This window comes from Neptuniibacter sp. CAU 1671, assembly GCF_029222905.1.
Lineage (GTDB): Bacteria > Pseudomonadota > Gammaproteobacteria > Pseudomonadales > Balneatricaceae > Neptuniibacter.
On sequence record NZ_JARHUE010000001.1, the window covers coordinates 516,836 to 537,001 of the forward strand.

20 protein-coding genes are annotated in these 20,166 nt (G+C 50.9%); 6 read left to right on the forward strand and 14 right to left on the reverse strand.

Annotated features, from left to right (window positions below; genetic code table 11):
- Positions 1-65 precede the first annotated feature (65 nt).
- Positions 66-431 (forward strand): DUF413 domain-containing protein, encoded by a 366-nt coding sequence (gene maoP, locus P2G53_RS02450; protein ID WP_275813206.1) that lies wholly within the window; start codon positions 66-68, stop codon positions 429-431.
- Positions 432-980: 549 nt separating this feature from the next.
- Complete coding sequence (locus P2G53_RS02455) at positions 981-1,781, forward strand: response regulator (RefSeq protein ID WP_275813209.1); 801 nt, start codon at positions 981-983, stop codon at positions 1,779-1,781.
- A 5-nt stretch (positions 1,782-1,786) separates the two neighbouring features.
- Here P2G53_RS02455 and P2G53_RS02460 read toward each other — a convergent pair whose 3' ends face one another.
- A complete protein-coding gene (locus P2G53_RS02460) occupies positions 1,787-2,506 on the reverse strand; it encodes a SprT family zinc-dependent metalloprotease (protein ID WP_345799193.1) in 720 nt (239 codons plus the stop codon).
- Between P2G53_RS02460 and P2G53_RS02465 the strand changes: the two genes are divergently transcribed.
- The gene (locus P2G53_RS02465; protein WP_345799194.1) at positions 2,477-3,139 is read left to right on the forward strand and encodes a uracil-DNA glycosylase family protein; all 663 of its coding nucleotides are present in this window, start codon (positions 2,477-2,479) and stop codon (positions 3,137-3,139) included. The two genes, P2G53_RS02460 and P2G53_RS02465, sit on opposite strands and share 30 nt — an antisense overlap.
- Here the strand turns inward: P2G53_RS02465 and P2G53_RS02470 are convergent.
- From P2G53_RS02470 to P2G53_RS02500, 7 genes are all read right to left on the reverse strand, one after another.
- Entirely contained in the window at positions 3,136-5,103 is a 1,968-nt protein-coding gene (locus P2G53_RS02470) for a DUF3488 and transglutaminase-like domain-containing protein (protein ID WP_275813215.1), read from the reverse strand. The genes P2G53_RS02465 and P2G53_RS02470 overlap by 4 nt on opposite strands.
- Positions 5,100-6,110, reverse strand: coding sequence for a DUF58 domain-containing protein (locus P2G53_RS02475; protein ID WP_275813217.1), 1,011 nt, complete (start codon positions 6,108-6,110; stop codon positions 5,100-5,102). Before P2G53_RS02475 ends, P2G53_RS02470 begins: the two co-directional genes overlap by 4 nt.
- Positions 6,064-6,984 (reverse strand): AAA family ATPase, encoded by a 921-nt coding sequence (locus tag P2G53_RS02480; protein WP_275814088.1) that lies wholly within the window; start codon positions 6,982-6,984, stop codon positions 6,064-6,066. Before P2G53_RS02480 ends, P2G53_RS02475 begins: the two co-directional genes overlap by 47 nt.
- A 94-nt stretch (positions 6,985-7,078) precedes the next feature.
- Positions 7,079-7,384, reverse strand: coding sequence for a hypothetical protein (locus tag P2G53_RS02485; RefSeq protein ID WP_275813220.1), 306 nt, complete (start codon positions 7,382-7,384; stop codon positions 7,079-7,081).
- Positions 7,385-7,641: 257 nt separating this feature from the next.
- Positions 7,642-8,121 (reverse strand): peptidylprolyl isomerase, encoded by a 480-nt coding sequence (locus tag P2G53_RS02490; RefSeq protein ID WP_275813223.1) that lies wholly within the window; start codon positions 8,119-8,121, stop codon positions 7,642-7,644.
- Positions 8,122-8,710: 589 nt separating this feature from the next.
- Positions 8,711-9,607: a GGDEF domain-containing protein gene (locus P2G53_RS02495; RefSeq protein ID WP_275813226.1), complete on the reverse strand. Its 897-nt coding sequence runs from the start codon at positions 9,605-9,607 to the stop codon at positions 8,711-8,713.
- Between the two features lie 110 nt (positions 9,608-9,717).
- Positions 9,718-10,875, reverse strand: a complete 1,158-nt coding sequence (locus P2G53_RS02500) for a type III PLP-dependent enzyme (RefSeq protein ID WP_275813229.1) — start codon at positions 10,873-10,875, stop codon at positions 9,718-9,720.
- Positions 10,876-11,285: 410 nt separating this feature from the next.
- Here P2G53_RS02500 and P2G53_RS02505 point away from each other — a divergent pair, with 410 nt between their 5' ends.
- From P2G53_RS02505 to alr, 3 genes are all read left to right on the forward strand, one after another.
- On the forward strand, positions 11,286-11,507 hold the full coding sequence (locus P2G53_RS02505) for a hypothetical protein (RefSeq protein WP_275813231.1): 222 nt from the start codon (positions 11,286-11,288) through the stop codon (positions 11,505-11,507).
- An 81-nt stretch (positions 11,508-11,588) separates the two neighbouring features.
- Entirely contained in the window at positions 11,589-12,692 is a 1,104-nt protein-coding gene (locus tag P2G53_RS02510; protein ID WP_275813234.1) for a phosphoribosylaminoimidazolesuccinocarboxamide synthase, read from the forward strand.
- Positions 12,693-12,799: 107 nt separating this feature from the next.
- Positions 12,800-13,876, forward strand: coding sequence for an alanine racemase (gene alr / locus P2G53_RS02515; protein WP_275813237.1), 1,077 nt, complete (start codon positions 12,800-12,802; stop codon positions 13,874-13,876).
- Between the two features lie 6 nt (positions 13,877-13,882).
- Here the strand turns inward: alr and P2G53_RS02520 are convergent, their stop codons facing one another.
- The 6 genes from P2G53_RS02520 to P2G53_RS02545 form a co-directional block, all read right to left on the reverse strand.
- Positions 13,883-14,089, reverse strand: a complete 207-nt coding sequence (locus P2G53_RS02520; protein ID WP_275813240.1) for a DUF1289 domain-containing protein — start codon at positions 14,087-14,089, stop codon at positions 13,883-13,885.
- On the reverse strand, positions 14,086-15,219 hold the full coding sequence (locus tag P2G53_RS02525) for a hypothetical protein (protein ID WP_275813242.1): 1,134 nt from the start codon (positions 15,217-15,219) through the stop codon (positions 14,086-14,088). The genes P2G53_RS02520 and P2G53_RS02525 overlap by 4 nt, the downstream gene beginning before the upstream one ends.
- A gap of 279 nt (positions 15,220-15,498) precedes the next feature.
- Positions 15,499-16,437 (reverse strand): rhodanese-related sulfurtransferase, encoded by a 939-nt coding sequence (locus P2G53_RS02530; RefSeq protein WP_275813244.1) that lies wholly within the window; start codon positions 16,435-16,437, stop codon positions 15,499-15,501.
- Positions 16,438-16,599: 162 nt separating this feature from the next.
- Positions 16,600-18,033 carry an aspartate kinase gene (locus P2G53_RS02535; RefSeq protein ID WP_275813247.1) on the reverse strand — a complete coding sequence of 478 codons (1,434 nt, stop codon included), beginning with the start codon at positions 18,031-18,033 and terminating at the stop codon, positions 16,600-16,602.
- Between the two features lie 165 nt (positions 18,034-18,198).
- Positions 18,199-19,464, reverse strand: a complete 1,266-nt coding sequence (locus tag P2G53_RS02540; RefSeq protein WP_275813250.1) for an inorganic phosphate transporter — start codon at positions 19,462-19,464, stop codon at positions 18,199-18,201.
- A gap of 17 nt (positions 19,465-19,481) precedes the next feature.
- A complete protein-coding gene (locus tag P2G53_RS02545) occupies positions 19,482-20,165 on the reverse strand; it encodes a TIGR00153 family protein (protein ID WP_275813253.1) in 684 nt (227 codons plus the stop codon).
- Position 20,166: the final 1 nt, after the last annotated feature.

Here is a 20,166-nt window from a genome sequence, read left to right on the forward strand (position 1 = left end):
CATCGGCGTTCCGCAATTAGCGTCTATTTGATTCTTATCTCTTTTTTGCCGTAACAGGTAGCAAGATGCAACAGGATAAAGAACAAGTTTCCAGCTTTTCTGCTGCCACCGAGTTTAAGGACCCTAAAAACTTTCCTTACGGGTTTAAACGCAGTGGTGAATTTACCCAGCAACAAGCTGAATTACTGGCACGCCACGGTCATGCTTATCATGCGCTGCATGCGGGTGATCGTGCACCCCTAACTGCTGAAGAGGAGGCATTTATCCTTTTCTGTAACGGCGAACATGACGCGCAAACCGGGCATGAAAAAGCCTGGAAGCGTTACCTGACACTCTGCGACAAGCGCGCCCACCGGCCAGCTGTCAGTCTGAGTTCCGCTGCCCGGGAAAACTCCACATCCAATATGGATTCGGACTGGGATAGCCTCTAACAAAAAGACCAGCCTAAGCTGGTCTTTTTTTCGTCTCCTGAAACATCTATCAGCAGGCTGCGAGATTAGCTTTGCTGTACGACAGATGATTCACCTCTTCGATCAAACGACGCACTTCATCCACAGCATCTTCAAGAAGGCGTATATATTCCACATCGGCTTCTTTCAAATAGGGACGACTACGCGTCTGAACAAGGGGGTTGGAGCTCAGGGTGTTGCTGATTGGACCGTCAAATGTTGAGAATTGAACAAAGGATTGAGTTGGATATAACGGAGCTGTAATCACACTCATCAATGGTCTACTCGAGTTAGTTATTATGTATTCCATTCGCCACTAAAGACGGAAGTGGCATGCCTTTGGCGCTAAGTACTTTAGTACAATTACCCCCCGCTGCAAAGATCAAAATAACAAATCAGACCTTTGTCTAATAACCTCACCTGAATATTAAAAATTTAACGAATATAACAACGACATAAGCCGATTGTTATGACCGGCTTCGGGGGTTAGGATAGGGTCTTTATCTTCATGCAGGCTCGAGAACTCTTCAGATGCAGTTGAGCAATCTTTACGTCATCATTATTGAACCCTCCAAAGTACAACGTCATATCATCATGGATCAGCTCCATCTGATTGGCGTCACCCAGATTGAAGAGTTTGATTCCGCTGAACCTGCCCTGGAACGGATGCAACAAATCACCCCTGACCTGGTTCTTTCTGCCATGCATCTACCCGGCATTTCGGGCACGGATCTGGTAGCAGAGATGCGCAGGCAAGCGGCACTTGAGATGGTTACCTTTATTCTGGTCTCAAGTGAAACCCACTACCGCTACCTTGAGCCGATACGTCAGGCCGGTGCTATCGCCATTCTTCCCAAACCCTTCACTGCAGACGATCTGGCGACTGCTCTGCGCAGCACGCTGGAATACCTCGCTGACAGCGAAGATGAAGGTGAAAGTGAAGAGTACGAACATCTGCGGGTACTCATTGTGGATGACAGTGCCATGGCACTTCGCTACGTCCGACAGATGCTGGACGGTCTGGGCATTGGCACGATCGATACAGCCGGTGACGGCTCGGAAGCGCTGGACCTACTGGAAAAAGGCCACAGCTATGATCTGATCATCACCGACTACAATATGCCCAATGTTGATGGCAAAGAGCTGACTGAACACATCCGACAGTACGGTGACCAGCCCACTATTCCTATCCTGATGCTGACCAGTGAGCAGAATGAAAGTCGGCTTGCCGCCGTGCAAAGTGCAGGCGTTTCTGCAATCTGCAACAAACCTTTCTCGTATGGCACTGTGAAATCGTTGATTGAACAGCTGATCAACGAACGGGATATCTGAGACCGCTACCAGTACATCCAGGCTGTTCTCTGCTTCAGTTGCTCACGGCTGACTCGCCACTCCGGACAATGCTGTGCCACCGCCCGCCAAAATTTGGGTGAGTGATCAAAGTGCTCCAGATGGCAGAGTTCATGAATCATCACATAATCCTGCAGCGTGGGTGAGGCCATCAATAATCGCCAGTTAAGCGCAATTTCTCCCTGACTGCTGCAGCTGCCCCACCGCCGCTTATAATCACGCACTTTCAGGCCAGTGATCTCTTTCTGCAGCTTCTGTCGCCAGAACTCGAGCCTCTGAGGAAGAATACTGAGCGCCTGTTTCTTATACCAGCGTTTCACAATCCCACGGACCTGGTCGGCTTCAGTCTGATCCGTCTTGGCAGCTACAGTGACCAGCAATTGCTGACCCTGCAATACCACGCGTGAGCGCTGACCGTGCACCCAACTCAGCACAAGAAATGCGCCCTTATATGGCAGCAGAGCACCCTGCTCTATCTCTACCACAAACTGCTGTACCCGAGCATATTGCTGCTCAATCCAGCTTTGTTTGCTCGCGAGCCACTGGTCAACCCACTGCTGAGTGACCTGATAAGGTACGCGTACCTGCACGCCAGAGGCCGTCACCTGCAGGCTTGCGGTTTTTCGGCGGCTTCTGATCACGGTGCAGGCTATAGATTTCAAGTCAGCTATCGGTTTATGGTGAGACATTATGTTCACATCGGTCATCTGACGGATGAGTATGACAAATGGCTTCAGGTCAGAGCAATGGATCAGATCAACCAACTGCTGAAAAAAATCCGTGACTGCCGTGAGTGCGCTGCACACCTGCCACTGGGCCCCAATCCTGTGGTCTATGCCAGCGCTACAGCGCGGCTGTTGATCATTGGTCAGGCACCGGGCACCCGTGTTCATGCTACAGGCATCCCCTGGAATGACGCCAGCGGCAACCGCCTGCGGGATTGGCTGCAGCTGGACGCCTCAACATTTTACGATACCCACCGGATCGCGATTATGCCGATGGGGTTTTGTTATCCGGGGAAAGGCCAATCAGGCGATCTGCCGCCACGCCCTGAATGTGCACCCTTATGGCATGCCAGGCTGCTTGCGCAGATGCCACAGATTCAGCTGACCCTGTTGATTGGTGATTACGCTCAGAAATATTATCTGGCCGGAACGCCATTTCTTCAGTCGGCCAAAACCCTGACTGAACGGGTCAAACATTTTAACGAGGCACCCAGCGGGTTTTTCCCTCTGCCCCACCCCTCACCACGTAACCAGCTTTGGCTGAAAAAGAATCCCTGGTTTGAAAGCACAGTGATCCCGGCACTCAGGACGCAGATTGCAACGGTGATGGGTTAAACCCTTTGTCTGCAGACGCGGCAGATATCAGCAAGGTTTTTCTGCTCCAACTTATCAACATGCCCTGCATAGCGCAGTCGCTCATACTGATCTGCGACGGACAGCAGTTCATCCTGCAAATCGGTCAGTACCCCGGATAGACGCTGACAATAGTGCCGCACCGTTTCACCGGGAGCACGGGCTAACCCCTTTGGAGCAAAATGGTCGGATAACAGCCGTACCTGACGATCAGCAAAGTCCTCCTTAGGTAGCCGGCTACGCAACTTCTGCCGCAGCATTATAAAACCAATCACCAATGCAAAAGGCCCAAACAGCAGCAGCGCTATGCGCATCACCGAAACCTGACCCAGCAGTCCCTGTAATAAACCCGCTTGCTGATGATGGTAATTCAGCACCCAGCGCTGCCAGCCATAATTGATCGCCTCCCAGCGTAATCTGATAACCCCCAGCAGACTGCCCTGCCCTGACAACGCGGACAAAGGCCTTTCAGCCAGAAAACCGGGTTGTCCGGCAAACGCCTGATCCGCGGATTGCTCCACCCGTTCAGGTGCAACGGCAGCGGTTGGATCAATACGAACCCAGCCGCGACCTTCAATCCAGGCCTCAAGCCAGGCATGCGCATCATACTGCCTGACGGTGTAGTAGCTCTCGAATGGGTTGTACTCCCCCCCCTGATAACCGGTTACCACGCGGGCGGGGATCCCGGCCAGCCTCAACAGATAGGTGGTGGCCGAGGCAAAATGGCCACAGAAACCCTTCTGGGTCTCAAACAGAAAGTCATCAATGCTGTTATTGCTCAGTGCAGGAGGCTCAAGTGTGTAGATAAAACTGGCTGTATAGCGTTGCAGAATCTGCTCAATGATCGCTTCGGCAGAGAGGTTGCTGCTACGCCACTGCGCAGCCAGCGCGCGTGCTTTTGGATTGCCATCTGGCAGAGAGAGGTAGCGTTCAGGCGAATCCAGGCGCTGCGGATTCAGCATCAGAGCGGGAGATGATTGAAGAGTATACTGCTGACGTAACAATTGCTTCTGACCTGCCATTAACGTCGCATCAGGCAACCGACTTAACGCGGCGGGATAACCCACCACGGTCTCCAGTACAGGTACCCATTTTTTCTGATTGGGCTCCAGAATCAGCTCATAACTGAGCACCGTGGAGGTTTGTAACTCAGTTCGTGATACCTGTTCAGCGGTGGACTGACGCGAAGCGTTATACCAGCGCCGCCCATCAAAATCCGGCAACACAATGGCACGCCAGTAGAGAGAGTTCTGGGCAGGCTGCGCTTCAGCAAAACTGACCCTGAATGCAACCTGGGCCGAACGCAGCAACTTGGTAATATCCCCCGGTGACATTGAATCAGATAACCCGGTGCGCGCAGTGGCCGGATCCAGCCTTACCTCCCAAAACGCGCCGAGTCGCGGCATAACCAGAAACAACAGCACCATCAACGGCAGTGCCGGTAGGACAAACCCGCCTGCTTTTTTGAGAGGCTGCCAGAATGAGCCCTCGGCGTTGCTGTAGAGGGTCAGCAGTGTGGTCATGATCACCAGTAAAGTGAAGATGACATAAAGCGCAGTCCAGATACTCTGGTCAAACAGAAAGGTCGTCGCTGTTACCATAATGGCAACATAGAGCATCACCAGTGCATCCCGACGCCGGTGCAGCTCAATCAATTTAAGACTGAAACCGGCTATCAACAGACCCACCGTAGTACTGATCCCGGCCCCAGACCGATAGCCCGTGAGCACCACCACCAACGCAATCAAAACCAGCACCGCTCTGATGGCCCAGTGAGGGAACCGGCCACGACCGCGCCATACCCAGAAACGCCATACTGCACATACAACAACCAAGCCGGTGATGGATAGGGAGAGGTGTGTCAGGTGCGGCAATACCACCAGTGCCACACACACTAGCTGCCATAACAGACCGTTACGGCTGATCTGCTGACTGGCAGTGCTCATACTGCGCCTCCTGCCGCCGGGAAAGACGCCAACCGCTCCAGCACCTGTTGCAGATGCAACGGACCGGAACCTGGTTCGAGCTGCTGTCCCGGAAGGGATAACCCATACTCCAATCCCGCGCGATGCCACTGCAAAGCCCAGTAACAGATCACAGACAGCCGCTGTTCCACGCCCAGCTCCGGCCAGTCCTGCCAGTTAAGCCATAAGCGTTTATCCTGATGTTCCGGGTATTGTTTCAGCAACAGCTCACCCCGTCGGGCGTATTGTTTCCAGTCAATCTGACTCAGAGGCGCACCCGGCTGATACAGTGCATAACCCGTAAAGTCTGCACCTCCCTGCTGCGGTATCTCCGGCCCCTCCTCACCCACACCACCCGCTGTGGGTGCCCGGCCTTTCAAAGGTTGCGGGTACACATAGATTTCAACCGGCGGCTCAAGCCAGCTCCAGGCCCGCAGCAAACCAAAGGGGTATACCGTCGACACACAGAGTAAACCGGGGCGATAGATGCCCCTGTGTTGGGTCTGACTATACAGAGTCACACTGGTTTCACCCTGTTCAAGGCTGACCACACTGCTCTGATGTCCACGCCAGTTAAGCTGGATAGTGTCAGCGGGGCGTCCATTGCGCACCAGTTGAAACGCTGTTTCAGCCAGCTCACCGGCGTAACAGGCATGAGCTTTGATAAAACGTATTTGCAGACCGGAGAGGTTCAAAAAGGTGTAATGAATGGTCAGAATACCCAACGCAAGCAGGAAGTAGACCACTGCATGAATCAGGTTGTTCTGGTAGTTGGTCGCAATCAGAAACAACAACACGCAAAGCAGAAGGTAAAACCAGCCGGCCAGGGTTGGAAAAATAAAAATATTCTTATGGGTGAGTGTCACATTGCGGGATTTTGGTCGCCGGCGCGCCATCCATCGGCTGAGAAATGTGCCGTCCCCTGCAGTGGGTAACATTACTTCAGCCCACGACATCAACTTCAGTGAGCAGTCGGCGAATGAGGGCATGGCCACCGTGTTCCGCGTAATCCTCTGCCGCTCTTAACCGATGACCACAGACAGGCCCCAGCAGCTGTTGCAGATCCTCGGGTACCACATAGTTACGGCCATGCATAAGTGCCCAGGTTTTGGCACAGGTTAACAGGGCCAGACTGCCTCGGGGCGAGATACCAAAATCAAAACCGGGTGTCTCCCGACTAAAACGCACCAGACGCTGCAAATAATCCAGCAGACTGTCTGATGCTTGTACCTGTGAGCATTCCGCTCTGATCTCATTCAGTTTTTCCGGCCCAAGACAGATTGGCAGGTCAGAGATTTTGCGCCGCGCATCCCCCCCTTTCAGCAGAACTCGTTCAGCTTTTGCATCGGGGTAACCCAGTTGAATGCGCATCAGAAACCGGTCCAACTGCGACTCTGGCAGAGGGTAAGTACCATACTGACTGACCGGGTTCTGGGTAGCGATAACAAAAAACGGCTCCGGCAGGAGATAAGTCTTCCGGTCAACCGTGACCTGTGCCTCTTCCATCGCTTCAAGCAATGCACTTTGGGTTTTAGGGGTGGTACGGTTGATCTCATCAGCCAGCAGTAACTGTGTAAACAGTGGACCCTGATGGAATTCAAACTGTTTGGTGGCAGGATCAAAAACTGAAACACCAATAATATCGGCTGGCAGCATATCGCTGGTGAACTGCACACGCTGATAATCCAGCCCCAGCACCCGGGATAGCGCATGTGCTAACGTGGTTTTACCCATGCCCGGCAGGTCTTCAATCAGCAGGTGTCCCCCACTGATCAGGCATGTGATTGCAAGTCGGATTTGTGCTTCTTTCCCATAAAGCACACTGCTGACCGCGCGTACTACTGAATCAATATCGTGCGTAATCACCGGCTACATTCCTTGCTGTCGTCAATGCAATGAGAGCATAGAGACTTTACGAAGTACAGGTAGCCGGCAGATCAAAATCAGACTGGAAAAATCAGAAACTTAATGGAATCGCTTCGCGGTGATAATCTGCATAATCTGAATAACAGGCTTCATCATGTGGAATGATCTGAACCAGATTTGCATGATGAATACCTGCTCGGTGGCAGATATCGTAACCCTGGGTGATATTGGTGCAGGTGACAACCTGACCACTTTCATCCTTGATCAGCTCCCTGAGGTAACCTTTATCGCGCTGGAACTCTATTTCAATCACCATTGGGCCACAGCCGGACTCAATAAAGTTGACCGCTTTAAGCTGCCGGGATTTTTGCAGGTCACTCAATTGACTGATGTTCATGAGTCGCTCCTTTGCGTTTATTTCAGGCACATTGACAGTCATTTTAATAAAAATGGACTGCTTAGATTGAGTGTAGCCAATCTGATAAGGCCGGACAGGCGAAACCCAAAAATCCTAAAATCAAATTCAGCTAACAACCGCGCTATTAAGATTTGATGGTTATAAGAGTGTCAGATTCAGTTCAACCCACCATAAACCATCTTTCAGCCACAAAAAAACCGGCATCTGCCGGTTTTTTTTTATTTCAGGCTGCTGTATCAGTGATGGCAACCTTCACCATGAACATGACCATGCGACAGTTCATCTTCAGTTGCAGCACGCACTTCGGCCACTTCAACCGCAAAATGCAGAACCTGACCTGCCAGCGGGTGGTTGCCATCCAATGTGATGCCATCATCTTCAACCGCAACAACTGTTACAGGCTGCTGGCCCCAAGGAGCTTCTGCCATAAACTGCATGCCAACAGAGATCTGATCAACGCCCTGAAAATTGGCACGATCAACTTTCTGAATCAGATCTTCACGTACCTGACCGTAGCCCTCTTCAGGCTCAACACGTACATCCAGTTTATCGCCAGCCACTTTGCCAATCAGCGCATTTTCCAGACCCGGAATGATATTCTGCGCGCCACAAATGAATGGCAGTGGTTCCTGACCCTGGGAAGAATCGAGCACTTCGCCAGCATCATTTTTAAGAGTGTAGTGGATCAGCGCGACGTGATTCTGAGCAATTTGCATGATGTTATTCCATATTTTTATAGAAGACGCGCCGAAGAGATCTAACAGGTAATTGTTGCCAGCCTGTAACCTTGTATCGCTACGCCAGGTTAAAAAGAATATTTATTTTAACGTATTGGCCAAAAGAACCAAACCCGCCCCGGCTACGTAAAATCAACGAGTTGGCAGCAGGCGCAACAAAAATCAGTTTTTTTCCTAGATCAAAATTGCCGCCGCTGTGCTAAATATAAGCAATATCGGTAAGGAGTACCCCCTGTAAAAGGGATTTTTACTTGGTGTTTTGGCAGGCCAAATCATGGCCAGAAAGTTGCCAGAACCAATGGAGGATAGAATGGAAGACGCTTGCACACTTTGCTACAACCTTGTGCTTCAGGACCAGCCTCATCCCGCGTTGAAGAAAATCAGCCAGCTGAACGATAGTACGCTTTATAAGTGCTGTTGTTGTTATGCCTACCTGCATCATTACGGTAATCAGTGGGAAATTATGAGCGCTGGTAACTATCGCGGCTCAGGAACCGACAGTTCCTCTATTTTGAAAACCGGCTAATCCGCAAATTATTATATTCGCGGATTAGCAATCGCCTTCGGGTTAATCCTCAAACTCATCAGACTCAACCCGGTTACCACCACTTTCCTGCGCCACAAACAGATTTTGCCCTGCCCGACCCAGTAGTGTATCCGCCGTTTCAGCCTGATCACCCGTCATAGTGGCAACACCGATACTGACCGTGAAATTGACGGCACGCCCTTCGTGTTTCACCTGCAAACTTTCAAGTAACTTACGCACCCGCTCACCAGCGGAGATCGCATTGTTAAGCGGCGTTTCCGGCATCAGCATAATGAACTCATCTTCATTGTATCGGGCCAGAAAATCCGAAGTACGTTTGGTTGCCTCAAGCGCTGTTACCAGCTGTTGCAGCACCTTATCACCCATGTCCATGGAATGTTCATCGTTGATCTGCCCCATCCTGTCGATATCAATCAACATGACGCTGAACGGTGCATCGTATCGCATTCCGAGAGCAACGCTCTGCTCCAGCACCGGACGGAACGCACGGCGGTTAAAACAACCGGTTAAGGTGTCGCGCTGAGTTTGTCCGGACGACATGCGACGCAGGCTTTTCAGTTCGGTAATGTCCTGCAAGGCAACGATAATCTCGTCTTCAGCAGACAAACAACGGACACGGTATGACGTGATCTGGTTTAGACCAAGCTGTTCCAGCACTGCAGTGCCCTTGGGATTAAGCTCGAGCTCTTTGGTGATCACTTCACCACGACTGGAGGCCTGAACTGCCATGCTGACCAGCTCTGCGGCAAAGGATTCGGGGAAGATAGCGTCCAGTTGCCGCCCAATCAGCGCATCTGGTTTCAGCCATTGGCTGTCACCAGCTGAACACCCCAGAATGGTACTTGGCATCTCAAGAATCAGGATGCTCTCACCGCAGGCACCCAGTAAACCTTCATAACGACATTGAAGTTGCGACATTCAACACTCCCTATAACAAGTCGTTTATTCAACAGCTTAACAGGAAGTAGAGCAATGAAAAGTAGTTTGTGCCCACGTTCGACAATCTATCGAACGTGGGCTGACGGGGATCAAAGCACGTAGTATTTCAGCGGAGGAAAGCCGTTGAACTCGATTGAACTGTAGCTGGTGGTATAAGCACCGGTTGAATACCAGTAGATATGGTCACCAATTTCCAGAGACAACGGCAGCGGGTACATGTGATTTTCGTACATGATGTCCATGCTGTCACAGGTTGGCCCAGCCAGAATCACCTCTTCTTCTTCGCCACTACGCGACGTGCCAATAGGGTATTTAATCGACTCTCCAACAGTTTCGATCAAACCGTTAAACATGCCGATATCGGTATACACCCAACGCTCCAGCGCGGTCGAAGACTTACGTGAAATCAATACCACTTCAGACACGATTACACCCGCATCACCCACCAGAGAACGGCCCGGCTCCAGAATGATACGCGGTACCTCTTCAGTGAAATCTTCCTGCAGGAATCGGCTGATCTCCTGTGCATAGACAGAAAATTCGTTGGTTTTCTGCAGGTAATTTGCAGGGAAACCGCCGCCCATATTGACCATTTTCAGACGGATATCATGCTCGCTGTTCAAACGGTCGAAGATAACTTTTACCTTGGCAATCGCACCGTCCCACACGTCAATATCACGCTGCTGAGAACCGACATGGAAAGATACCCCGTAAGGGTTCAATCCCAGATCACGCGCCATAACATGCAGTTCTACTGCCATTTCAGGGTTGCAGCCAAATTTCCGCGACAACGGCCAGTCCGCACCTTCAGAGCCATCCGTCAGCACACGCACGTATACATCAGAACCCGGTGCATACTTGGCGATGTTTTGCAGGTCTGCCTCAGAATCCGTAGCAAACAAACGCACGCCACGCTCATAAAAGTACTGAATAGCGGAACGTTTTTTGATGGTATTACCATAGCTGATGCGGTCGGGGCTCACACCAAACTTCAGTACCTTGTCCAGCTCCTGCGGAGAGGCAATATCAAAGTTTGAACCCAATGCCGCTAAACGCTCAATTACCTCGTTGGCGGGGTTTGCTTTAACCGCATAAAAAATTTCTGCATGGGGAAATCCAGCATTCAGTTCCTGGTATTTGCCTTCAACAACACTAAGATCCAACGCCAGAAATGGCGTTTCATGGGTCTCGGCCAGTTCAGCAATACGTTGCACAGCATCAGGACTGAAATAATCCGGTAATTTCATCAGCGCGTTACCACTTGAGTAATAAATTGGGACAGAGAAAACCGTAGGAGAAACCCACGGAGAGAGAGGTTAATTATGTGGCGAAGTATATTAAAAACATCACCCAACGCAATAATTTTTTCCTGCATCTTTTTATAAAAAAAGTAAAAATTTTCAAATAGAATTCATCTACAAATTGTCAGAATCCTTTCCCTGCCGAAAAGTATAGCGTTCTCAAAAAATCCCGCATGCTCCCAGGATAAAAACCTTACAGATCATCAAGGTTTTGATTAAGAATCAGTGGTTAATTAAGCATCAATCACGCTGGCGATCGGCGTTTAAAGTGGATAAAATACGACACCTTTCAGGCCATCCTACGGCCACCGATCAAGCATGATTGACTTCCAACGGCGGAGAGCAGCTTAACCTTTATGACCGAAGAACAACTTCTGTCCCGACTGTCAGATCTATCCCTGGAACAACTGGATGAACTTGAACAGCAGCTGCTGCGCAAAGTAGAAGCAAAAAAACATCAGAAACAATCGCTGTCCCGATTACCGCCCCGATCGGGCACTGATCTTGAAGCGATGGCTTCTGAGCTGGGTTTGGATATCAGCCGTTTAATGAAAGATGCCAAAAAGCACAGCCGTTAAACCTGATTAAGCACTCACACATGCCGGTCCTTTAAAGGAAAACCGGTGAATATTCCAAGACAAAGGACACAGGATTCCCTTATGAGCCTTGCAGATAAAGTTCTCGCTGTTAACAACGACCTGCCTATCCGGACAGACAAACCTGTTCACAGCGGCAAAGTTCGTTCCGTTTACTGGCTCACTGAAGCTGACAGCCGTCGCCTGATTAAAGAGAAAGCCTACAATGTGGCTGAAGATGCGCCGCTGGCAATCATGGTGATCAGTGATCGCATCTCTGCGTTTGACTGCATCTGGCACGGTGAAGGTGGCATGAACGGTGTACCAGGCAAGGGTGCTGCGCTGAACGCCATCTCTAACCACTGGTTCAAACTGTTCCGGGAAAATGGCCTGGCCGACAGCCACATTCTGGATATTCCCCATCCCTTTGTCTGGATCGTTCAGAAAGCGCGTCCGGTGATGATTGAAGCGATCTGCCGTCAGTACATCACTGGCTCCATGTGGCGCAGCTACTCTAAGGGTGAGCGTGAATTCTGCGGTATCCATATCCCTGATGGTCTGGAAAAAGATCAGAAATTGCCTGAGCTGTTAATCACTCCATCGACTAAAGGCATTCTGAAAGGCATTCCGGGCGTACCTGAAGTGGATGATGTCAACATCACCCGCCAGGACATTGAAAATAATTTCGCTGCGTTTAACTTCCGCAACGCCGACGACATTAACCTGTATGAGAAGCTGCTGCGTGATGGTTTTGACCTGATCAGTGATGCCCTGTCAGGATTGGATCAGATTTTTGTCGATACAAAATTTGAGTTTGGCTATGTCACTGATGCTTCCGGTCAGGAAAAACTGATCTATATGGATGAAGTGGGCACACCTGACTCTTCCCGTATCTGGGACGGTACGGCGTACCGCGATGGCAAGATTATCGAAAACTCCAAAGAAGGTTTCCGTCAGTTACTGCTGAACCACTTCCCGGACCCCGATATCCTGCTGAACAAGGACCGCATGCCAGAACGTCAGGCTCTGGCGCGTGATAATGCTCTGCCAGAATCCGTTTTGCTGGATGTATCGGCCACCTATATTGGCATCGCGGAAAAGATCACCGGCGCCAAGATCCCATTGTCGGATAATCCGAAAGCAGAAATTATTGAAATTCTGCGTCACGATTACGGCCTGATTGATTAATGCATATCAACACCCGGCTGCGCCGGGTGTTGTTTTTCTGGCATACCGTGCCTGTTACTGGCACTCTGATACAGCTTTTTTGTACCCGCGAGGACTGCGGAGCATCCATGAGCCGAGCCGCAACAGCCATCATTCATCTTGATGCCATTCGTCAGAACTATCGTCTGGCAAAAAACCTGGGACACAACCGGGGCACTCTCGCTGTAGTCAAAGCGAACGCCTACGGACATGGTGCTGTTCAGGTCGCGCAGGCACTGGAGCATGAAGCCGATGCTTTTGCCGTCGCCTGTATTGAAGAAGCCATTGAGCTGCGGACAGCCGGCATTCAAAAACCGATTCTGCTGCTTGAAGGTTTTTTCACCCCGGATGAACTGCCCATTATCGCTGACATGGATTTCTGGTGCGCCCTGCACTGCCGGGAACAGGTCGAAATCCTCTCCGGTACAACATTATCCAGACCCTTACATGCCTGGCTGAAACTGGACAGCGGCATGCACCGTCTGGGCTTTAACGCAGCAGAGCTGACATCACTTTTCCCCCGTTTGCAAAAATTGCCTCAGATTGCTGAGATGACATTGATGACCCATCTTGCCTGTGCAGATGAGCCATCAAGCCCAATGAATGCACAACAGATAACAGCGGCCCGTCAGTTGGCTGCCACTCTGCAACTGCCGATTAGCATCGCTAACTCAGCAGCCGTCCTGGCACATCCGGCCAGCCACGGTGACTGGCAGCGTCCGGGCATTATGCTCTATGGTGCCAGCCCATTTGCCATGTCAGAGCCGCTGTCGCAGCCATTGCAGACCACCATGACCCTGCAGTCTGAAGTGATCGCCATCCACGATCTGGAACCTGGCGACAGCGTAGGGTATGGCGCTACCTGGGTATGTGATAAACCGATGCGTATTGGCACTGTAGCGATGGGGTATGCTGATGGCTACCCGCGACATGCCGGTAACGGCACTCCAGTCTGGGTTGATAGTAAACCCTCACAACTGGTGGGCAGGGTCTCAATGGATATGCTGACCGTCGACCTGACAGACCGACCAGATGTTGGTTTAGGTGCCAAAGTAGAGCTTTGGGGTGAAAACCTGAATGCAGGCATTGTGGCAGAACATGCAGGGACCATTCCCTACACGCTGTTTACCGGGATTACTCAGCGGGTTAAAAAAATCTACGCTTAATCGGTGTCAGGCATATCGCGAGATATGCTGCTCACGACGCTGCTCCGCGCGCAGCACAATCGCCTGACGAGTGGTTTGATCCGCCTCCCACCAGCCGGTGATCTCGTCCAGTGACCGGAAACAACCCAGACAGATATCCGCTTCATCCAAACAGCAGTGGCGGATACAGGGGGATTTAACTTCATCCATTTCACCGGTGACTCGTTCATTCATCTGAGTTGCTCTATCGATTCCTGGGCATCTGAATAGCCGTATTGTACTGCATCCTGATATGCCAGTAATGCCAACACCCTGCTGTCCGGAGGGGTTGGTTTCAGCATCCCCTCCTCATAACACTGCCCCATATAGAACGCGGCACGCGAGACATTCGCAACCCGTAAACTCGACTCAAAATGGCGACAGGCAGCACGGATATTCTGCTCCTGCAGCAGAATCAGCGCGAGCGGGAAACTGGCATAGGCTTCACCTGCCTCAACCCTTGCTCGGTACGCATTCTCAGCTTTTTCGGTTGATGAATAGTTATCAACATTCGCATTCAATTCGCTGCAGAAGGCCAGGGTATCGATCTGTTCCGCATCTTCACACTGGGCATAGGCATTATCAACCACCCACTCCAGTAAACGAGGGTGGTAGCCATCATCCGCCAAACGAGACCAGCGATCACGCTCAAAGATAAAACCAATACTGAGCAGACGACCCAATTCAGATTCATCTGGCAGATAATTGGCTCTGAACTGGCGCGCCCAACGATCCGCCTGCTCCTCTTTTTCCTGTTTCATATATTGAGAAGCACGGTAGTGATAGAACGCATCTTTGGCGTGATGTCCGATTTCATGCAGCAGCAGATCCAGCACCGCGTTTGCCAATAACTGATCACGCGCTTCAAGAAAATCAATGCGATCGGCTGGCTGAAAACCGGCCCAGGTCATCGGCGCTTTGGGTACCGGACCGTCAAACACCGGATGGGTGTGCCAGAAATAATAATTCATATACTGCTCTGGCAGGTGAGGTTGCTGGGTGTAACGCCCTATCAGATAAGCTTCAACATAATTTTCCAGACCCTGGAAATATTCAGCATTGATCATGATCTCGGGTTTATCTTCGGCCAGCGACAGCGCCATGCCAGATAACCGTAGCTGGGTAGACACAGTAATCTCTACATGTTCCAGACGTTTTTGCTCATCCGGAGGCAGGTGAATCAGGTTGGGTTTGATCTGATCATTCAATACGTGCGCAACATGCTGCTCACCTGCTACACCCTGTGGTGTAAAGGTAAGGGCCTGAGCGGTCTGTAAAAAAAATACAGTCCCGAGTATCGCGCCAGACTTTAAGAGCTCCCGCATAGTCAACCTCCTCCCCCTGATCATCTAGTAAAGATGCTCTGGTGATGTTGCTTTGACCAAAAATTAACCAACAATTTCACTATAGGCTGTTTTTTGCTCTAAAGCACTAGTTTTATGCTACGAAGGTCGCATCAGTTCAGATCAATTATTTATCAAAAATTAAATATCCTTTTCAAAACACGTAGTTAAATTACAAAAAACAACTAAAAAAAATGCTGCAAAGCAGCATTTTTATATCTTAATTCTCACGATTCTTTTTCTTTTTGGCTGTCTCAGCTTTCAACTGACCGTTTTAGCTGCCTTTGTCTGAGTCAGACCGATATGAACTTCATCCCGTTCTGCAGCCAGTTTGACCTGCTTTTCACGGTCCCGAAAACGTTTACGCTGCTCATCGGTCAATTCATCATGACACTGATGACAGGAAACACCTTCCTCATAAAACGGCGACTGTTTATCGGCTTCAGTAATGGGTCGACGGCAACCATGGCAGAGATCATAGCGACCCGACTCCAGGGTATGATCCACCGCTACACGGTTATCAAAGACAAAACACTCGCCCTGCCAAAGACTCTGCTCAGCCGGCACCTCTTCCAGGTATTTCAGAATGCCGCCTTCCAGGTGATACACCTCTTCAAACCCTTCATGCAGCATAAACGCTGAGGCTTTTTCACAGCGAATACCGCCGGTGCAGAACATGGCAACTTTCTTGTGTTTGGCCGGATCATAGTTCTCACGCACAAACTCAGGAAACTCGCGGAAGGATTTGGTATCCGGGTCCACGGCATGGGCAAAGGTACCGATCTGGACTTCGTAATCGTTGCGTGTGTCCAGTACCAGAACATCAGGGTCACTGATCAACGCATTCCAGTCATGGGGCTTAACATAACGGCCCACGACTTTATTGGGATCAATGCCATCAACTCCCATGGTCACAATCTCTTTCTTGAGCTTGACCTTCATGCGGTAGAAAGGCTGTGCATCCGTGAAGGACTCTTTATGCTCCAGCGCACTGAAACGCTCATCAGATTTCAGATAAACCAGCAGATTATCAATGGCTTCACGAGTACCAGCTACCGTGCCATTGATACCTTCATAGGCCAGCAACAGACTGCCCCGGATCTCATTCGCAAGGCAGAAATCCAGCAATGGCTGACGCATGGCCTGATAATCTTCCAGCGTCACAAATTTATACAGGGCGGCAACAACAATATTGGACATGAGAACCACTGATCAAAAATAAAACAGGTCGCGCAGTCTACCCGCAGTTAAAACCTCAGGCAAGCAGAGCGGAGTAACCGAGGCGGATAACCCATGGGGTTAACCTGACAGAGCGATGCAATGAAGACCGGGCAGGTAACGTCTGCCCGGTTGGGTCTGGTTTCAGGCAGCGGATGTAATACCGCGGCTGCCGTTTTCAATCAACGCAGAGTGCAGAGCAATCACGGCTTTTTCGTAGTCTTCTTCGCTGACCACACACTGCATCTCAACCTGACGAATTGACTGATGCAGCGCCATCACGTTGATATCAGCCTCGGCCAGCGCAGTCACTGTACGTGCCAGAATACCTTTTACCTTCATATGAGAACCGATGGCAGAGACAATCGCCAGGTTGTGCAGGCGAATCTGGCCTTCCGGATACATCTCTTCCATCAGGCGTGCAGCGCGATTCACCATCTTGCGCGAACCCGCCACGTAGTAGGTGATACTGTTGGCGTCAGCGTCTTTATTCACCACATAGAGTTTCAGACGGGCCAGCAATTTGGAGATTTCGATATCATATTTGGCATCACCCAGCATCTCCTGATCAAAGATCTCAATGCCGAAAACATCCTTGCGGCCGGCAATGATCTCAACGCGTGGCGTAACACTGTGGTAGTCCTGCGTGATGGTGGTACCTTCATGCTCAGGCTCAAACGCATTTTTAATGCGCAGCACCACACCCTGACGGCGCAGACCTTTGGCTGCTTTTGGATGAATCGCTTCCATGCCCAGATTGGAGAGCTGATCGGCAACGTCATAGTTGGTCGCGCCAATGGTAACAACATTGTCAGAGCCCACCAGCATCGGATCGGCCGAACTCAGGTGATACTCCTTGTGGATAATCGCTTCAGCCGCACCGGTCACAGTGGCAATCATGCTGAAGGTCATTTCACTGTAACCACGGTCAAAGGACTTCATCAGACCTTCGGCACAATGGGTGTAACCGGTGGCAATCACCAGCTCTGAACTGATATCTACATCTGCAAAGTTTTTAGCGATCATCTCTTCAAACGGCAATGGCTGTTCCATGTGCCATCCGGTCAGATCAACAAAACGGGCATTAATGCCGGCCTTGCGCAGCGCCAGTACAGAGTTGTAAGCACTGTGTGCTTCACCGATGGATGCCAGCATTTCGCGCACCTTCATCAGGTGCTCTTCCAACTGGAAGTGGCCATAGGTACAGAGGTGCTGCAGGCTCTTCATACAGTCGCGTACATCATTCAAGCGCTGGATGATAAAGCTGTCTGCTGCATTGCGTTCAAACTCAGCATCCGGAAACAGTTCCGCATTGATCTCTTCCATGCGCACCTGAACTTTGTTCAGTTCTTCTGCCCAGGCCTCTTCGCTTTCAGCGTTGGCGAAACGGGCGTAGACCCCGGGTTCACCCGATTTTTTATGCTCAAGAAGATTGTTGGTAATACCACTGTAGGCTGACACCACAAAAATTCGGTTGTACAGCTCTTCAGGCGTTTGACGTTTGCCCACCAGAATGGTGTTCATCAACTCTTCGAAGCGGCTCATAGAGGTGCCGCCAATCTTCTCAACTGTATGCATCAGTTTTCGCAACCAGACTTGTTCGCAGGATGAAAATTTGGCTGGCAATTCTAGCGCAATGTGACGAAATTGTGAGCAAAAAGTTACGCTTTTCAGCACTAAAACTGCAATAAAAAAGCCCCCGGATTGAAAATCACGGGGGCTTGTTGTTTTTCAGGTCTGCGATCAGGTAAACATGCCTTTAAACATGAAAAAGAAGATGATCGCCAGACCGGCACCCGCGGGCAGTGTCACAATCCAGGAGATAAAGATTGTACCGACGATTCGCAGGTTCAGAGCCGCAATACCCCGCGCCATACCCACACCCAGCACCGCACCAACAAGCGTATGCGTGGTGGAGATCGGCAGACCGGTACCGGACGCTACCACCACGGTCGCTGCTGCAGCCAAAGTCGCTGCAAAACCACGACTGGGAGTCAGTTCAGTAATGTTACTGCCTACCGTGGCAATAACCTTATGACCATACATCACCAGACCCGCCACAATGCCCGCACCACCCAACAGCAGGATCCAGGAAGGCATTGCGCTTTTCTGCACGACTTCGCCACCCGCGCTGACAACACCCACCACGGCAGCAATCGGGCCTACCGCGTTCGCCACATCATTGGAACCATGGGCAAATGCCATGGCACAGGCGGTGAACATCATCAGAATGCCGAACAGTTTTTCCACACTGGCATAGTGGTAATCGCGGTCCGCTTCAGGATCAGGCGTAATGCGGCGCTGCATCTGGATGCCAATCACCATCACCACAATGCCGATACCGATTGAAGCCAGCGCGCTTTCACCCCAGCTCAGATGCAGGCCAACGTGTTTGAGGCCTTTGGTGAAAGTCACCATCGCCACGATGAAACCCACCAGGAAGATATAACCCGGAATATACTTTTTAGCGTTGGCAAAAGGGTTATCCGTATCCATGATCAGGCGTTGCACACTCCTGAAGATGAAAAAGGCGATCACCCCTGCCGTCACCGGCGAGACAACCCAGCTGGCGACGATTTTACTGACCTTGTTCCAATGCACGGCATCCGCAGATATACCTACAGCTGCGAAGCCCACAATCGCACCCACAATGGAATGGGTGGTGGAAACAGGCCAACCAAAGTGTGTTGCTATCAGCAGCCACAGGCCGGCCGCCAGCAGAGAAGCCATCATGCCGAAGACCAGCAGTTCTGGTGTTCCGGAGAGAATTTCAGGATCAATGATGCCTTTTCGAATGGTTGCCGTTACAGCGCCACCGGCAAGATAAGCACCGGCAAATTCGAAGATGATGGCAATAATAATTGCCTGTTTCAGCGTCAGGGCCTTGGATCCCACAGAAGTGCCCATGGCGTTTGCCACGTCGTTGGCGCCCACACCCCAGGCCATGAAAAATCCAAAAACACAGGCTAGGATGACGATGATATGGCCATACTGAGCGATGATTTCCATTGTCTGTACCCCTTAGCTTATCGAGCGAGCAGCAGCTGTAAACGACTGCCAACCTGTTGTGCACGGTCAGCCAGATCACCGATCTGACTGATGATCTGATAGAGGAACATCACCTCTACCGGATCCAGGGTTTTTTCAATAGCAAACAAGTTTGACCGCACCTGGCGTTCACACTTGTCTGTTTCATGCTCGAGCTTGTCCAGTTCATCCAGTAAACGTTCAACCGCATTGATCTCATGGCCACCAAAACCACTGTTGATCAATTCATCCAGCTCGTTCAGAGCGACCAGCGCCTGCTCTGAAGTACTGAGTGCCGCGCGGACAAACAGACGCATACCGTCCTGCAGGCTGGCAGGCACCTTCATCTGGCGGCCCAGCATCAGGCCGGCTATATCCTTGGCCCGGTTGGCAATCTTGTCCTGCATGCGAACGATATCCAGCAGATCCGTACGCGGTACTGGCAGAAATATGCTCTTGGGCAGATGCTGACGAATTTTTTTCTTCATCGCATCGGCCTGACCTTCCAGTTCAGCAATTTTTTGCTGAATCTCTGCAGCCTGTTCCCAGTTTTCCGCAATCACCGCTTCAAAGAAGGGCACCAACTCAGCCGCACACTCCTGCGCCTTGTGGATATGATCCTGCATCGGCTTAAAGGGTGATTTGGCAAACATCTGGAGGAATGGGTTATTGGTCGGCACCATA

Bases quoted from the DNA above. Each gene is read 5' to 3' on its own strand.
- maoP (WP_275813206.1), top strand. From the start codon at position 66: ATGCAACAGGATAAAGAACAAGTTTCCAGCTTTTCTGCTGCCACCGAG.
- P2G53_RS02455 (WP_275813209.1), top strand. From the start codon at position 981: ATGCAGTTGAGCAATCTTTACGTCATCATTATTGAACCCTCCAAAGTA.
- P2G53_RS02465 (WP_345799194.1), top strand. From the start codon at position 2,477: ATGGTGAGACATTATGTTCACATCGGTCATCTGACGGATGAGTATGAC.
- P2G53_RS02460 (WP_345799193.1), bottom strand. From the start codon at position 2,506: ATGACCGATGTGAACATAATGTCTCACCATAAACCGATAGCTGACTTG.
- P2G53_RS02470 (WP_275813215.1), bottom strand. From the start codon at position 5,103: ATGAGCACTGCCAGTCAGCAGATCAGCCGTAACGGTCTGTTATGGCAG.
- P2G53_RS02475 (WP_275813217.1), bottom strand. From the start codon at position 6,110: ATGCCCTCATTCGCCGACTGCTCACTGAAGTTGATGTCGTGGGCTGAA.
- P2G53_RS02485 (WP_275813220.1), bottom strand. From the start codon at position 7,384: ATGAACATCAGTCAATTGAGTGACCTGCAAAAATCCCGGCAGCTTAAA.
- P2G53_RS02490 (WP_275813223.1), bottom strand. From the start codon at position 8,121: ATGCAAATTGCTCAGAATCACGTCGCGCTGATCCACTACACTCTTAAA.
- P2G53_RS02495 (WP_275813226.1), bottom strand. From the start codon at position 9,607: ATGTCGCAACTTCAATGTCGTTATGAAGGTTTACTGGGTGCCTGCGGT.
- P2G53_RS02500 (WP_275813229.1), bottom strand. From the start codon at position 10,875: ATGAAATTACCGGATTATTTCAGTCCTGATGCTGTGCAACGTATTGCT.
- P2G53_RS02505 (WP_275813231.1), top strand. From the start codon at position 11,286: ATGACCGAAGAACAACTTCTGTCCCGACTGTCAGATCTATCCCTGGAA.
- P2G53_RS02510 (WP_275813234.1), top strand. From the start codon at position 11,589: ATGAGCCTTGCAGATAAAGTTCTCGCTGTTAACAACGACCTGCCTATC.
- alr (WP_275813237.1), top strand. From the start codon at position 12,800: ATGAGCCGAGCCGCAACAGCCATCATTCATCTTGATGCCATTCGTCAG.
- P2G53_RS02520 (WP_275813240.1), bottom strand. From the start codon at position 14,089: ATGAATGAACGAGTCACCGGTGAAATGGATGAAGTTAAATCCCCCTGT.
- P2G53_RS02525 (WP_275813242.1), bottom strand. From the start codon at position 15,219: ATGCGGGAGCTCTTAAAGTCTGGCGCGATACTCGGGACTGTATTTTTT.
- P2G53_RS02530 (WP_275813244.1), bottom strand. From the start codon at position 16,437: ATGTCCAATATTGTTGTTGCCGCCCTGTATAAATTTGTGACGCTGGAA.
- P2G53_RS02535 (WP_275813247.1), bottom strand. From the start codon at position 18,033: ATGCATACAGTTGAGAAGATTGGCGGCACCTCTATGAGCCGCTTCGAA.
- P2G53_RS02540 (WP_275813250.1), bottom strand. From the start codon at position 19,464: ATGGAAATCATCGCTCAGTATGGCCATATCATCGTCATCCTAGCCTGT.
- P2G53_RS02545 (WP_275813253.1), bottom strand. From the start codon at position 20,165: ATGGTGCCGACCAATAACCCATTCCTCCAGATGTTTGCCAAATCACCC.